This window comes from Paenibacillus sp. F4, from assembly GCF_002894905.1.
Taxonomy (GTDB): Bacteria; Bacillota; Bacilli; order Paenibacillales; family Paenibacillaceae; genus Paenibacillus; species Paenibacillus polymyxa_B.
Map to the genome: position 1 here is coordinate 424,800 of NZ_POVS01000006.1, position 13,999 is coordinate 438,798.

The following is a 13,999-nucleotide window of genomic DNA, read 5'->3' on the forward strand; positions in this document are numbered from 1 at the left end:
AGAAACAAAAGATATGAAATGGTTGGAGTCTTATCCGAAAGAAGTGAAAGTGTTTCTCGTTGCTAGCCTGATTAATTCCGCTGGAAGTTCCCTGATGTGGCCGTTAGTTAGCATGTATGTGTTTGACGAGCTAAACCGTAGTATGGGAGATGCAGGGATTGCGATTTTAGTGCAGTCTCTGGGCGGAATTTTTGGTCAAGTGCTGGGTGGCGCCCTCTATCACCGTATTGGAGCCAAGAAACTGATTGTTGGCTCACTCGCGATGAACGCGCTGGGACTTCTTACGCTTCCATTTACCAGTGGCCATTGGGTAGCGTTTGTCATCATGATGGGCTTTATCGGCTTTTTTAATGTCGTATCTGTGCCTGCGATTCAGGCCTTTGTAGGTTTTCGTTTTGCTGACCGTCGTGGTGAGCTGTTTAATATTATTTATGTCGCTAACAATATTGGTGTTGCCGTGGGTACGGGATTGAGTGGCGTTCTGGCTGACCTTTCCTATCAGCTCAGCTTTGTGATGAATGGGGTGACTTCTGCGGTATTTGCCGGATTCTTCTGGTCTTATCTAAGTAGGGTGGATCGGGAAGAGGGAGAAGTACAGCTCAGCAAGTCCGTGAAGAAAAGAGAGGAAATACCAGCTCGATTGCTGTTTCGTGATACCAGATTATATCTCTTTGTGGGGTTAGGCTCGCTTTTTTTATGGTTTGGCAATTCAATCTGGAATACAGGAGTATCTCCCCATATTATTGAGCAGGGCTTGCCTAAAACAATGTATGGGTTACTGTGGACGCTGAATGGTATTCTTATTTTTGCTGCACAGCCGATTATTTTCTGGATAAAACGTCTGTATGCCCGGCATGCTTCAGCCCAAATGACATGGGCCGGCGGATTTTACTTATCTGCTTATATCGTCATGCTGGGTACACAGAACTATACGGGGATGATATTCGCTATGGTCCTGGCGACCCTGGGAGAAATGCTGATTGCACCTGCGGTTCCTGCGTTCCTATCTGATCATGGAGGTCGGGGTGCACCCTTTTACATTGGGCTTGTGGGGGGCATTGGCGCAGCCGGACGGGTAATGGGGCCTTATATTATGGGGAAGTTGTATGATGGCGGTGGGTTACCGCCTACACTTTGGCTGGCAGCGGGCGTAGCGGTGTTGTCGATCCTGTTTTTCGTCCTGCATAGCTGGTTGAACCGTTACCGACATGATTTGGATACTTTTAATAATAATTCCAAGTCTGATGTTCCCAGTTCTTAAGTCCTAATAAAAGTTCAGTAATGAGCTGTGATTATGGTACAATAAGTGACGAATGATTGCAGTTATTGCTTCAGGAAAGCCTTCACAGGAAGGATTGAAAGGAATTGTTTACAAGTCAACCCTTGACGATACGTCATTCGGAGATGAAGGATGCTCCTGATCTGATTGCGCTGGATGAATTGGTATGGAATGAACGCACGGCTCCCGCTTCGCTGTCCTGGAAGTCTCGCGGAGAGTTTTTGCGCAATACGCCTCCAGGCTCTCAACTGGTCGCCATCGAACAGGAAGTGCTCTGCGGGTATATTGGATTTCGTCCTCCAACGCTGTTGGCTAGTAATTGTCATGTACTCGAAATAAATATAGCTGTACATCCAGCCTATCATCGCAAAGGTATTGGGACGGCGCTCATGAACTCCATGAAGGACATTGCAGCTGCCGAGGGCATACGCAAATTAAGTTTGCGGGTACTCTCGTGTAACATGGAAGCCCTTATGTTTTATGAAAAATGCGGTTTCGCGATTGAAGGACGTTTGCATGAGGAGTTTTACATAGCAGGCCAATTCGTGGATGATGTGTTAATGGCCTATTTCTTAAAATAGGCGGGAGGCTACAGACAGCAATATTCGGTTTTATGTCCGGCCTAAACCAACAACGCCGCAGACCTGATCAGGTCTGCGGCGTTGTTGTACAATACAATATTACCGAAGTTGCTTCCATTCATTTTGGAGCATACCATACACTGCGTGGTTCATGTAGCCGTCGGGCAGCAATTCCGCTTCGCGTACAATGCCTTCGAGCACAAAGCCCAAACGTTCCGGAATACCGCGGCTGCGGCGGTTCGTCGTTGCGCAACGGATTTCGACCCGATGCAAGTCCAGCTCCATCAAAGCATATTCAACGAATACGCGGCAGGCGCTGGTCATAAGACCTTGTCCTTCGTACCCGTGTCCAAGCCAGTATCCGATGCTAACGGAGCGGTGAGTCCAATTGATCTCATGGTAGCTGATGATGCCAGCAAGCTCGTTGTCTATCCAAATTCCGGCGGTCAGACTACCGTTCTCTGCGGCTTGTTTCAAGGCGCCCTGCACGAACTGCTCTGTGTGGCTGATTTCCGTGGTGGAGTCTACCCATGGAAGCCATTGACGCAGGCGGTCACGGGACATTTCGATCAGCTCAAACAGAGGCTGCACATGCTCCTTGGTGAGCGGCCGAAGGACTGTGCGTTCGTCCAACGCATATGTAAACATGATTGATCCCCTCTTTCACTCGGAAAATCGCTAAACCAGCCAGTCTAGCATTTAATCCCATGCTACCTTATTCTGCGAGAGTCGTCAAAAGGGAGAGGAAGCTTCAAATTCTATAGGTCCCACCCGGAACCGTTCATGCTCGTATACATATTTCAGATCCAAATCCCCTACAAATTCGGTTGGGGATACACTGCCAGATACAGTGGCTTGCAGAGGAAGCTGTTCAGCATCATACATTACGACAGAACTAAAATCGAGATGCTTTGTAAATTGGGCTGGATCATCGTAAAATACTGACGCTTTAGGGTCTATCGTGTGCGCAACACCGTCAATCGTGACAGCAATATGAACCTGGCGGTTGTGGTCACGTAGCTCCACTGAGCTATGTACGCGCTGGGACACAGCATCTACTGCCGATTCGACCGCATATTCTTCCATCGTGCGTGCGTTAACAATATGCAATTCCTGCAATTCGACACCCGTTCCCGAGGCACGCGTGAGGATCACGACGGCTTCACGGACACCATCCCCGTTCACATCCCTGTAAAATAATTGTGGTGCGGTGGAGATATCCGCCGAGCCTGACCATCGGAATGTGCGGCGTTGCTGGCCGATTTCCAGTACAGCTGATTGGAATAATCCCTGTGACGGATTAACGGCATATAAGCGGACGGATGAGTCTTCTGGAGCGCTGGCTAGCGGACGAGATTGTACGGTTTCGTTCACTGGGTCCGATGAAGGATGGCCGGAAGTCATGACGGAAGAGGACAAAAGCATAGACAGCAGGATCACAATGAGCAGCTTAAACACGGGTGGGTCTCCTTTTCCGGGCAAAATAAAAGATATATACACTATAACGAATTTATTTGCCGAAAATGTTAACTCTTTTTCATAACTTGTCACTTTTTTTGCTGAAGAGAGCATAAGGATTTTCATTTTATTGAGTTATGCGGTGTGAAAGGGTATATTTAAGGGAACAGGTTTTACACAGATTATACGGAAGAAAGGTTGATTAGCGTGGAGAAGCCGATCACTCCCCCCAATTTTATTAAAAATGTTATTGAAGAGGATCTACGTACGGGTAAGGTAAAGGAGGTTGTTACACGATTTCCGCCTGAACCTAACGGATATTTGCATATTGGACATGCCAAAGCTATCTGGATCAATTTCTCGTTGGGAGATGAATTCGGAGGACGCACCAATCTGCGTTTCGACGACACCAATCCGGCGAAGGAAGACACGGAATACGTGAACTCCATTCAGGAGGACGTGAAGTGGCTTGGTTATGAATGGGAGGAAAAACATTTTGCCTCCAATTATTTCGAAGAAATGTACAAGCGTGCCATCCTGCTGATTCAAAAGGGTAAAGCCTACGTGGATGATCAAAGCGCGGACCAAATCCGTGAAACTCGTGGCACACTGACCGAACCGGGGCAAAATAGCCCTTATCGGGATCGCAGTGTGGAAGACAATCTGAAACTGTTTGAAGAGATGCGTACAGGCAAATACCAAAATGGTGAAAAGGTGCTGCGTGCCAAAATTGATATGGCTTCAGGAAATATTAATTTACGTGATCCGGTTATTTACCGCATTTCACACACAGCACATCATAATACAGGCGACACATGGTGTATCTATCCAATGTACTCCTATGCTCATCCGCTGGAAGATGCGATTGAGGGAGTAACGCACTCACTCTGTTCGCTGGAATTCGAAGATCAGCGCCCGCTGTATGATTGGGTTGTAGCTGAATGTGAGATGGAAAAGGTACCGCACCAATACGAATTTGGACGGCTGAACCTGGCTCAAACCGTAACCAGCAAGCGTAAGCTCAAGCTTCTGGTCGATGAAAAGCACGTAGATGGTTGGGATGATCCGCGTATGCCGACGATTTCCGGTTTACGTCGTCGCGGCTACACGCCGGAGGCCATCCGCAACTTCGTATATGAGACAGGCATTTCCAAAGCCTACGGAGTCATCGATTTGCAGGTACTGGAGCATTTTGTACGTGAGGATTTGAAGCTTAAGGCACCTCGCACCATGGCAGTCATAGATCCGTTGAAGGTGGTTATCACAAACTATCCTGAAGGACAAGTTGAAATGCTGGAGGCGGAAAACAATACTGAAAATCCGGAACTCGGTACACGTCAAATTCCGTTTTCCCGTGAGATTTATATCGAGCGTGAGGACTTCATGGAAAATCCGCCGAGCAAATACTTCCGTTTGTTCCCTGGTAATGAAGTACGTCTCAAACATGCTTACTTCATTAAATGTAACGATGTGATTAAGGATGCAGACGGAAATGTAACGGAAATCCACTGTACCTATGATGTAGAAACTAAGAGCGGATCAGGCTTTACTGGACGTAAAGTGAAAGGCACGATCCACTGGGTAGAGGCTACTCAGGCTGTACCTGCCGAATTCCGTTTGTATGAGCCTTTGATTAACGCAGAGGACACGGAAGAGATTGAAGAGGATGCATCGGAAAAAACATTTCTTGACCAATTGAACCCGAACTCTTTGGAAATTGCTCATGGCTATGTCGAGCCGAACATGAAAGAAGCTCAATCGCAGGACAAGTTCCAATTTTTCCGTCATGGTTATTTCAGTGTCGATCCGAAGCTTTCCAAACCGGGTCAGCCTGTATTTAACCGTGTTGTATCGTTGAAAAGCTCTTTCCAATTGCCTAAGCAATAGGCTGTTGGGAACTGTGGGAGAGATGGGAGCTTCGTGCGACCAAGTTGAAAAGGAGTCTGCCGTCGGCAGACTCCTTTATTTCACGCATGCACACTCTTTATACATGATCATTGACTTGACGATACTCTATTGTCTTTGCCAACAAGCCAGAAGGGAAGAGGGAACAGCTCATTCCTCTAGTGTTGTTAAGGGGCTTCTTCTATTCGTTTGTGCCCGCTGGCAGTCCTGGCTGATAACCGTTCTTGTACAGCATATACCACATGATAGCGAATCCTACAGAGCCAAGTAGGGCGAAAAAGACCCCTGCATGGTACATCATTTCTCCGCCAAAGTTCTGGAATAGCCAACCTCCCGCAAAACCTGCTACGATACCGGATATGCCACTCCAGGTCAAGGTATATACGGCCTGTCCGGATGATCGGTATGCTGCAGGGGTAAATAGGACGGTCAACTGGGTGCCTACATAGAAGTATCCACCGAAGGTGACGCAATGAAGCGCCTGAATGAACACGATCTGAATCGGGTCTGTGGCCAGAGCCATCAGTTCCCACCGTAAGGCAAACAGCAAACTGACGAGTGCCAAACAACCGACCATCACGGTCATTCTTTTCTTCAAGAAGCGATCAAACAGCAAAAATACAATAATTTCGAATACCGATGACATAAAAACAGCAAAACCAAGCATCTGTTTGGACCCACCCAGTTCGGTGATATACAGGGACATAAAGGCGCTGTTGATCGAATTCGGGATGGATACAAGGATGCCCAATAAAATAAAGGATATAAAGTATCCGTTCATTAAAACACTGCCAAAGCCACGCAAATGAATGGTTGCTGTCTCCACAGTGCTTTTCAGTGGTGGAATTGACAAGGTGCAGATCAATGCAGCTAGAAGAAGTACCGTAAAGATGGTGGATATGCTGGATATCCCCGTTTGGTCAATAACTATGCCGGCAACTGCTGCTGTCACAGCCCAGCCGAAGGAGCCCCATATACGGAATGAACCAAATTTCCGGTCTGTGCCCTCAATATAGCTGAGAATTAGGCTGTTGCTTTGGGCAAATAAAGGGCTTTGAAAAAAATAAAAACCAATCATCGACACATAAATCATGATATACGTATGGACATGAAATAAAGCTTGTAGCAATAACAAGGTACCTATAATCATAAATAGCAGAATACGTCGGAGGTTACGGCTCCGGTCGCTTGTATAGCCCCAAAAAGGGTTCGCGAATACGGATACAAAAGGTCCGATAGCCATCAGACTCCCGATCTCCAGCTTGTCCATGCCGATATCTTGCAGATACAACGGGAAGAAGCTGGAGAAAATGACCATAGCCCCATATAGAAAAAAATTATACAGTTTTAAGGAATATAGAGGAGTCTCTTGAATTTCTCTCTTTTGCAAGACAAGCCATTCCTTTCTTAGCCCGATAGAGAACTGCGCATCGATGCCGATCTGTGGGAGGTTCTTTATTCCAATGTATCATGTGTTGAAAGGGTTAACAAACCAATAAATTAACAATTATGTAATAATTAAATTTTGTTCAAGAATTCATATGCATATTTGCAATTGTTTTCAGAAAAAAAAGGAGGATTTATTTGTGAAAGTGACTGGTATTATCGTCGCAGGAGGACGTTCCAGCCGAATGGGACAGGATAAGGCTCTGCTTGAGATTGATGGAGCTACTATGCTTGAACGGACGTATACTACATTGCAGCAGGCGGCCCAGCGGGTTGTAGTAGTCACTCGTGACAACCAAGGATATGGTCTGAGTGGTATGGAAACAGTGCCTGATGTTTTTCCGGGTATGGGGCCCTTGAGCGGTATCCATGCAGGATTATCTGCTTCTACTACGGAGTGGGGGATGGTTGTCGCTTGTGATATGCCCTTTGTACAGCCAGAGGTGCTGCATGACCTGCTCGCTGTAACTAAGAAATGGACGGAGTTGCAAGGGACGACGGAACCAGCATTGCAAGCAGTGATCTCTTCTATGGATGGACGTATACACCCGTTGCTGGCTGTGTACCATCGGAGCGTGCTGCCGTCTGCCGAGGAATGTTTGCGCAGTAGACGGCTTCGTCTCACCGATTGGTTGGACAAGCTGAACGTTCGTTATGCGACGGTAGAAGATCTGCCGGGAGTGAGTGAAGACATGTGGCATAAGGCCGCGTTTAACATGAACAATCCGCAGGACTACCAGCTTGCTAAAGAGCAGTTGAAGCATAGCGTACAACAGCACACGCAGAACGTGAAGAATTTAAAGGAAATACGAGAGGATTAGAAACGTACAAGCTTCCTGCGCGAGGACTATTTAGGAGAGCAAATACTAGAGAAATATGATGGACTAAATTTGGGGGAATATAATTATGCTGGAAGCTATTATCCATGCCGTTTTATTGGCATTGGGATTGATTTTGCCTTTGGGGGTACAAAATGTATTTGTGTTTAATCAAGGGGCGTCCCAGTCGCGGTTTCGCAATGCACTGCCTGCTGTCATTACAGCGGGTGTCTGTGATACAATCCTGATCACGCTTGCGGTTGGGGGCGTATCTCTTATTTTGCAGCAATTTCTATGGCTCACAAACGTACTCTATGCAGCGGGCTGTTTGTTTCTGCTGTATATGGCCTGGACTCTATGGAGGTCGAAGGCAGCTTCCTCAGGAGAAAGTCAGGCGATGCGCCCGAAACGACAGATGATTTTTGCCGCTTCGGTATCGCTATTGAATCCACATGCCATACTCGACACTATTGGGGTAATTGGAACCAGCTCCCTTCAATATGACGGCGGGGAACGCTGGGCCTTTGGTCTGGCTGCCGTGTCCGTATCTTGGATATGGTTTATCGGCCTGGCAACGGCGGGGCGTCTCGTGGGACGTATGGATTCAGAAGGGAAGTTTGGGACTGTGCTCAACAAAATATCGGCACTGATTATTTTAGGCCTGGCTATGTATATGGCGATAAATTTTATTACCAGTATGTGATCCAAGCCTGGTTAGAGGAAAAACTTCAAAACAGCGAATACCCCGCTCAAAGCAAAGGGAACTCCGATCAAAAACAGCATAAAGGCCAGACAGCCAGCACCATTTACACCGCCTGCAATTCGGGCGTCCCGAGGGTTGGATGGATTGTATAATACCTTAATCTTGCTGCCAACCCGGTTGAGGCTTAGGTTGGTGCTATAAGGATTCCAGAATTCTACGGCTTCACCTGAAGCTGTATAGAAGCGCACCTTTAATCGGCGGGTGTAGCTAGTATCTACCTGATCATCTCGGTCAAAGGGAACGACATCAATATCTACTTCGATATGCGCATCAACGATTTGCCCCTTGGTACGGACCCAGTGGCGTTTACGATAACGATGACGACGGATCGTTCTGAATCCCAAATAGATGAGTAGCAGTCCAATCAAGCTGAACAATGGCATCAGCAGATCGGAGCTAAAATGAAACCAATACACATTGAAATCAATTGAGATGATAATCTACTCCTTTAAATAAGCGATAATCAATATATCGGACGTTTTTTAGGAACAGCTTAATTCTTCCATAGAGACAACGGCAGAGCTGTATGGAATATAAAAAGATCCTACTTCACCGGGAAGTGGATCTTTTTAATAGCTGCGAGGATTACTTTTTGCTCGATAGGGACATATCAAAATCAACATCCTTGATAAATTCGATAACCTCACCATTAGGGCTGTGGACTAATGCATTTGTTACAACCAGAGGAGGTTCGCCAAGTGTAAGCTGATTGGGTTCCACAAAGGTTCTTGCTCCGTGGGCAAGGGCTTTTTGATATATTTCATCTACATTGTCTACGTAAAATGCCAAGTGTAATAAAGCCCCGTGAGCAATCTCTTGCTCGGATGAAGCCTTTTTTCCTTGGGCAGGAATGACAGCATCATTATCAAAAATTTCGAGACAAGTTCTCTGATCGGGTGAGATCAGCATGGAAGCCTCTTGAATTCGAAAAGACGGAAGACTCCAGTGATGTCCTCTTTTAAACCCCAATACCTTGGTATAAAATGCAATGGTTGCTTGATAGTCACGAGCTTGTATGGCAACATGCGCTAGTCCCTTTACGCTCATTTCAGATCCTCCTTATATGTAAGTAAACCTTATTATATGAATAATGATGTGGTGCTTATATATTTAAAGTAAGGTTTTTATACTATATTAATTATTGAAAAAAGTTAATTTGGGTGAAAAACGTTATTTTTTAAATTCAGGTTAGGAGGGGCTCGATATGCAGCATCACATTGACGATATAGATTACAAAATCATGAAATTGCTACAGCATGACGCTCGGATAACTATTTCCCAAATCAGTAAAGAAATCTCGATGTCACAGCCGTCTGTTAAAGAAAGGATAACCAAGCTTGAAGAACGAGGGATTATTTCTGGATATAGTACCGTATTTAATTTACGGGAAATGAATCGAGGGACGACTACATTTATTCTAATAAAGACAGAACATTGTCAAGAGCTGGTTGAATTTTGTAGAGAGGCGAAGGAAGTCACCGATTTATTTCGCATTAGTGGAGAATTTAATTATCTCATTAAGGTACAAACCGCGTCGGTAGAGGAAATTGCAGAGCTTCAGGATTCCCTAGTCAAGCTGGGACCTTCGAAGTCGCATATTTGTATGAAAAATATACTGGAGAACAGGCTTCTGCTGTAAGCCAATCGGAGAACCGAACATTTGGAATATAGAGCATTCGGAATAACTGTATTTGTGAAATAAAGATAAGCGAATGCTTGGATGAAATAAAAAAAGTGACGCTGAATTACAACAGCGTCACCGTAATGCCCTGCTCCAGACGCTTCACGTCCTGGAGCTCGATCTTCCCGGCCATGGCGTGCAGAGCTGCCGCTGTGCCGCAGGCCGCTCCCTGCCGTAGCATGGCAGGGAGATCCAGCCCCGTAGCTGCGCCGGTGACCAGCCCGGCGACCATGGCGTCACCGCTGCCGAGTGCGCTGACAATGTCCGCGTCTGGCAGGCTCACGCGGTAGCGCGCATCGTGCGTTACCGCCAGCGCCCCGCGCGCGCCGAGCGAGATGACGGCCAGCTGCGCTCCGGCTTCCAGCAGCTTTGCTGCCGCCGCTTCAGCGGCATCCGGGCGCGCTGCGTCGATTCCCGCGAAGCGAGCAGCCTCGTCCTCGTTAGGCTTCACGAGGTCGGGCTTTCCGCGCAGCCCCAAGCGCAGCGCCTCACCGCTCGCGTCCAGCGCTACCCGCGCACCGCGCGCCTTCGCCAGCGTGCACAGCTCGGCGTACAGATCGGGCGGGCAGCCGGGTGGCAGGCTGCCGGAGAATACGACCCAAGCCGAATCCTCGGCAAGGGTCTCGATTTTGCGCCGCAGTGCGGCTAATTCAAGCGGCCCAACGGTCGGTCCGCTCTCAATCAGCTCGGTCTGCGTGCGCGCGGACGGGTCGAGCACGGTAATGGCGAGACGGGTCTCCCCATGTGCCGTTTCAATGAAATCGGCGCTTACGCCTTCTGCGCTCAACCCGTCAATGAGCAGCCGTCCCGTGTGTCCGGCAGCAAACCCGGTCGCTCGTACAGGCTCGCCTAGCGTGCGGATGACGCGGGCGGCATTCACGCCCTTGCCGCCCGGTACCGTCAGGCCGCCTTCAATGCGGTGGACGGCATTCAAACCGAAGCCTGCAACCGTGTAGATTTTATCCACAGCCGCGTTAAGCGTTACGGTGGTAATCACAAGGCGTCACTCCTTTAAGATCAGCAATTCGCAATATTTGATGCCATTCGCTCATGCTAAGATATTAGCTTTAATCCCAATGCTGCGGCAAGAATCATGGCGATGAATAAAACGCGCAGTACGCTTTTTTGTTCACCGTACAAGAACATGCCTGTAATTGTGCTGCCAACCGTTCCGATGCCTGTCCATACCGCATAGGAGGTGCCCATAGGCAAACTTTTCATGGCATAGCTGAGTAGAGAGAAGCTAAGAACAAAGGATAAGACCATAAGCACTAAGGACTTCCAGCCTTTGCCCACCGTAACTCCCTTCATACCGATGACTCCTAACACTTCCGAGCACCCCGCGATAACCAATGCAATCCAAGCCATTATGCGCCACTCCCTTCCTGAAAATCACGGTCGGTAACTAACTTCAAGCCGACCACACCTGCCAGCAAAAGGGTAATTAACAGCGTTTTGGACCATTGAAACGGTTCCCCAAATAGCAGCATTTCGCCTACGACTGTTCCCCCTGTCCCTAGTCCGGTGAATACAGCATACACTGTGCCTACAGGCAGTCGGTTCGCAGCCTTCATGATTAAATAAAAGCTGGCCACCACGGCCAGCACCGTTACAATCCAGGCGAGTATAGAGTCCGCATGCTTCAAACCCGATACCCATACAACCTCAATCAGACCTCCAACAAAAACGTAAATCCAACTGCGATTCATGATGAATGTTCTCCTTAAAAATAAATTTTATAAGTTCGACGGCTTCACGCTTCATGAGGTGAGGTTAACGTAATCCCACGCCAAAAAATAGGCCATGCAGCGTTCAGTCTTCGGTGGTAGTTGATGCTTCCACTGTACAGTAGCTCCACCATGATTCCGTCCACCAGTGTTATGAAGGCTAAAGCCACATCCACTGGCTCCATATGCCCAAAGGGTTCCCGATCCCGTGTATTCCGGAGGTGGCGAGTTAATTTTCGCTCCATATTTTCCAGAAAAGGATTAACAATATCCAGAACCTCGTTATACAAAGATACAGGCGGAAAGAAGGAAAAACGAAGCATAAACTTGGCTGTATTGTTGTTCTTATATTCCTGTCCCATCCAAAACAGGAAGTCATGCAGTGTATGCTCCAACGACTGATCTCTGCGTTCCGAAAAGTATTCAAAAATACGTAAATTCTGCTCTTGAAAAGCGTACCTCGCCACCTGTAGAAACAGATCCTCCTTGCCTTGATAATGCGCATATATAGACGGTTTGCGAATCCCGACCTCAAAGGCAATACTGCTCAAGGATGCTCCCTCATACCCATTGGTGGCAAATTGGGAAAGAGCGGCCTTTCGAATCTCTTTTATCCCCATTATTTTCACCTACCTAACGTTCGTTAGTTTATTCTTGCATGAAAAAAAGTAAGTGTCAACCCAGCAGCATTGCGTTTTGTATAAAGCTTTTCTTTGGATTTTTTTTATCAACATTTTAATAAAAAAGTGGGAAGAAATAAGGGGCTCATGTACAATATAATGAAGAATACCTGTCAAATGCAGTCCACTGGAAGTGAGGTTAGTTATGAGGCGAAGCTTACTGGCCGTATTGATTGCGGCTATGGTGTTTATTATTTATTATTTTGGCTTGTTTAATTACATCGGCAAAAATGAAGGAACTGTCATCAGTATTTTTTCCACCCTGACAGTGATCTCCATCAGTCTGATTATTTTTACGGAGAATCGTAATCCCTCCACCACGATGTCCTGGATTTTGCTGCTGGCATTGCTGCCAGTCGTTGGACTTCCTCTTTATTTTCTGTTTGGGCAAAATGTATTCAAGCGTCGCAAGTATGATAAAAAGGCATTGCGTGACCAACAGGCTTACGACCGCATAGAAAAGGATGCTTTGCAAGTCAAACGAGATCTGACCTGCTTTACAGATGAGCAGCAGCAGCTGATGCGTTTGGCACGCAGACTGGCCCGCTCCCCGATTTATTTTGCGACAGAAACTCAAATTCTGAACAATGGAGATGAAACCTTCTCTACTTTGCTGGAAGAACTGCGCAAGGCGCAGCATCATATCCATATGGAATATTACATTTTCCGGTCGGATGATATTGGTACCAGCATTCAGAAAATTCTGATCGAAAAGGCTAAAGAGGGTGTTAAGGTTCGGTTTATGTACGATGCGGTGGGCAGTATTCAGTTGTCGAAGTCATTTTTAAAGGAAATGAGAGATGCAGGAGTAGAGGTCGTTGCATACGGCGGCGCTCGAATCTTGTTTTTCTCCAGCCGGGTAAACTATCGTAATCACCGTAAAATTGTAGTCATCGACGGTAATATCGGATTAATTGGTGGTCTAAATGTGGGAGATGAGTATCTCAGCCGCAACAAAGCCTACGGCTTTTGGCGTGATACGCATATGATTGTGAAGGGCGAAGCTGTGCGTACGTTGCAGCTTATATTTTTACAGGATTGGCTTCACATGACGGGTGAGTCGGTGCTCGATAGCGAATATCTGTCTCCCAATATTGAACCAATTACGGACGGAGGCGTGCAGATTATTGCCAGCGGCCCGGATAATGAGCGAAGAGTGCTCAAAAATCTGTTTTTCTCCATGATCACGTCCGCCCGAAAATCAGTCTGGATTGCCACTCCTTATTTTATCCCGGATGAAGATATCCTGACTGCCTTACGGATGGCTGCCCTGTCCGGGTTGGACGTGCGTATTCTGTTTCCCGCAAAACCGGATAAATGGCTACCGTTTCTCGCGTCTCATTCGTACTTCCAGTCGTTATTGGAGGTTGGAGTCAAGGTATATGAATATGAAAAAGGGTTCCTCCACTCCAAGCTCCTCATCATTGACGGGGAAGTTGCGACCATCGGGACAGCCAATATGGATATGCGTAGCTTTCATTTGAATTTTGAAGTTAACGCTCTGTTAATTCAAACGCACAGTGTGCAGCAGATGGTAACAGACTACGAACGAGATTTGCACTCTGCCAGTCTGATCGTACGCGAAGAATTCATGAAAAAACGTCTGTTCAAACGTTTGATGGAATCGCTCGCGCGGCTGCTTTCACCGCTGCTGTAAGCAT

General features: G+C 47.1%; 15 protein-coding genes and 1 pseudogene. 7 read left to right on the plus strand and 9 right to left on the minus strand.

Annotation, left to right across the window (positions count from 1 at the left end; all coding sequences use genetic code 11):
- Positions 1 to 13 precede the first annotated feature (13 nt).
- Together C1T21_RS04470 and C1T21_RS04475 are read left to right on the plus strand one after the other, a co-directional pair.
- Entirely contained in the window at positions 14 to 1,261 is a 1,248-nt protein-coding gene (locus tag C1T21_RS04470) for an MFS transporter (protein WP_103047378.1), read from the plus strand.
- Positions 1,262 to 1,365: 104 nt separating this feature from the next.
- Entirely contained in the window at positions 1,366 to 1,860 is a 495-nt protein-coding gene (locus C1T21_RS04475) for a GNAT family N-acetyltransferase (protein ID WP_103047379.1), read from the plus strand.
- Positions 1,861 to 1,959: 99 nt separating this feature from the next.
- Here the strand turns inward: C1T21_RS04475 and C1T21_RS04480 are convergent, their stop codons facing one another.
- The gene (locus tag C1T21_RS04480; RefSeq protein ID WP_028540721.1) at positions 1,960 to 2,508 is read right to left on the minus strand and encodes a GNAT family N-acetyltransferase; all 549 of its coding nucleotides are present in this window, start codon (positions 2,506 to 2,508) and stop codon (positions 1,960 to 1,962) included.
- An 84-nt stretch (positions 2,509 to 2,592) separates the two neighbouring features.
- Positions 2,593 to 3,318 carry a copper amine oxidase gene (locus C1T21_RS04485; RefSeq protein ID WP_103047380.1) on the minus strand — a complete coding sequence of 242 codons (726 nt, stop codon included), beginning with the start codon at positions 3,316 to 3,318 and terminating at the stop codon, positions 2,593 to 2,595.
- A 207-nt stretch (positions 3,319 to 3,525) separates the two neighbouring features.
- On the opposite strand from C1T21_RS04485, the gene C1T21_RS04490 reads away from it, so the two are divergent.
- A complete protein-coding gene (locus tag C1T21_RS04490; protein ID WP_103047495.1) occupies positions 3,526 to 5,205 on the plus strand; it encodes a glutamine--tRNA ligase/YqeY domain fusion protein in 1,680 nt (559 codons plus the stop codon).
- A gap of 185 nt (positions 5,206 to 5,390) precedes the next feature.
- Here C1T21_RS04490 and C1T21_RS04495 read toward each other — a convergent pair.
- Positions 5,391 to 6,613 (minus strand): annotated as a pseudogene (locus C1T21_RS04495) (MFS transporter).
- A gap of 196 nt (positions 6,614 to 6,809) precedes the next feature.
- Here C1T21_RS04495 and mobA point away from each other — a divergent pair.
- Positions 6,810 to 7,490, plus strand: a complete 681-nt coding sequence (gene mobA, locus C1T21_RS04500) for a molybdenum cofactor guanylyltransferase (RefSeq protein WP_103047382.1) — start codon at positions 6,810 to 6,812, stop codon at positions 7,488 to 7,490.
- Positions 7,491 to 7,575: 85 nt separating this feature from the next.
- Positions 7,576 to 8,190, plus strand: coding sequence for a LysE/ArgO family amino acid transporter (locus tag C1T21_RS04505; protein ID WP_103047383.1), 615 nt, complete (start codon positions 7,576 to 7,578; stop codon positions 8,188 to 8,190).
- 11 nt (positions 8,191 to 8,201) lie between these two features.
- Here C1T21_RS04505 and C1T21_RS04510 read toward each other — a convergent pair whose 3' ends face one another.
- A complete protein-coding gene (locus C1T21_RS04510; protein WP_103047384.1) occupies positions 8,202 to 8,666 on the minus strand; it encodes a DUF3592 domain-containing protein in 465 nt (154 codons plus the stop codon).
- A gap of 169 nt (positions 8,667 to 8,835) precedes the next feature.
- Positions 8,836 to 9,297, minus strand: a complete 462-nt coding sequence (locus tag C1T21_RS04515; protein ID WP_068938936.1) for a VOC family protein — start codon at positions 9,295 to 9,297, stop codon at positions 8,836 to 8,838.
- A 157-nt stretch (positions 9,298 to 9,454) separates the two neighbouring features.
- On the opposite strand from C1T21_RS04515, the gene C1T21_RS04520 reads away from it, so the two are divergent.
- Positions 9,455 to 9,889 carry an Lrp/AsnC family transcriptional regulator gene (locus C1T21_RS04520; RefSeq protein ID WP_103047385.1) on the plus strand — a complete coding sequence of 145 codons (435 nt, stop codon included), beginning with the start codon at positions 9,455 to 9,457 and terminating at the stop codon, positions 9,887 to 9,889.
- A gap of 106 nt (positions 9,890 to 9,995) precedes the next feature.
- Here C1T21_RS04520 and C1T21_RS04525 read toward each other — a convergent pair whose 3' ends face one another.
- From C1T21_RS04525 to C1T21_RS04540, 4 genes are read right to left on the minus strand one after another with little or no spacing between them, the layout of a single operon-like run.
- Positions 9,996 to 10,928, minus strand: a complete 933-nt coding sequence (locus C1T21_RS04525; RefSeq protein ID WP_103047386.1) for a 1-phosphofructokinase family hexose kinase — start codon at positions 10,926 to 10,928, stop codon at positions 9,996 to 9,998.
- A gap of 56 nt (positions 10,929 to 10,984) precedes the next feature.
- Entirely contained in the window at positions 10,985 to 11,299 is a 315-nt protein-coding gene (locus C1T21_RS04530) for a DMT family transporter (RefSeq protein WP_013312355.1), read from the minus strand.
- A complete protein-coding gene (locus C1T21_RS04535) occupies positions 11,299 to 11,640 on the minus strand; it encodes a DMT family transporter (protein WP_103047387.1) in 342 nt (113 codons plus the stop codon). Before C1T21_RS04535 ends, C1T21_RS04530 begins: the two co-directional genes overlap by 1 nt.
- Before the next feature lie 44 nt (positions 11,641 to 11,684).
- Positions 11,685 to 12,278, minus strand: coding sequence for a TetR/AcrR family transcriptional regulator (locus C1T21_RS04540; RefSeq protein ID WP_103047388.1), 594 nt, complete (start codon positions 12,276 to 12,278; stop codon positions 11,685 to 11,687).
- A gap of 205 nt (positions 12,279 to 12,483) precedes the next feature.
- On the opposite strand from C1T21_RS04540, the gene cls reads away from it, so the two are divergent.
- Positions 12,484 to 13,995, plus strand: a complete 1,512-nt coding sequence (gene cls / locus C1T21_RS04545; RefSeq protein WP_103047389.1) for a cardiolipin synthase — start codon at positions 12,484 to 12,486, stop codon at positions 13,993 to 13,995.
- Positions 13,996 to 13,999: the final 4 nt, after the last annotated feature.

Excerpts from the sequence above, each read along its gene's own strand:
- C1T21_RS04470 (WP_103047378.1), top strand. The coding sequence starts at position 14 with ATGAAATGGTTGGAGTCTTATCCGAAAGAAGTGAAAGTGTTTCTCGTT.
- C1T21_RS04505 (WP_103047383.1), top strand. The coding sequence starts at position 7,576 with ATGCTGGAAGCTATTATCCATGCCGTTTTATTGGCATTGGGATTGATT.
- cls (WP_103047389.1), top strand. The coding sequence starts at position 12,484 with ATGAGGCGAAGCTTACTGGCCGTATTGATTGCGGCTATGGTGTTTATT.
- C1T21_RS04535 (WP_103047387.1), bottom strand. The coding sequence starts at position 11,640 with ATGAATCGCAGTTGGATTTACGTTTTTGTTGGAGGTCTGATTGAGGTT.
- C1T21_RS04540 (WP_103047388.1), bottom strand. The coding sequence starts at position 12,278 with ATGGGGATAAAAGAGATTCGAAAGGCCGCTCTTTCCCAATTTGCCACC.
- C1T21_RS04480 (WP_028540721.1), bottom strand. The coding sequence starts at position 2,508 with ATGTTTACATATGCGTTGGACGAACGCACAGTCCTTCGGCCGCTCACC.
- C1T21_RS04520 (WP_103047385.1), top strand. The coding sequence starts at position 9,455 with ATGCAGCATCACATTGACGATATAGATTACAAAATCATGAAATTGCTA.
- C1T21_RS04530 (WP_013312355.1), bottom strand. The coding sequence starts at position 11,299 with ATGGCTTGGATTGCATTGGTTATCGCGGGGTGCTCGGAAGTGTTAGGA.
- C1T21_RS04515 (WP_068938936.1), bottom strand. The coding sequence starts at position 9,297 with ATGAGCGTAAAGGGACTAGCGCATGTTGCCATACAAGCTCGTGACTAT.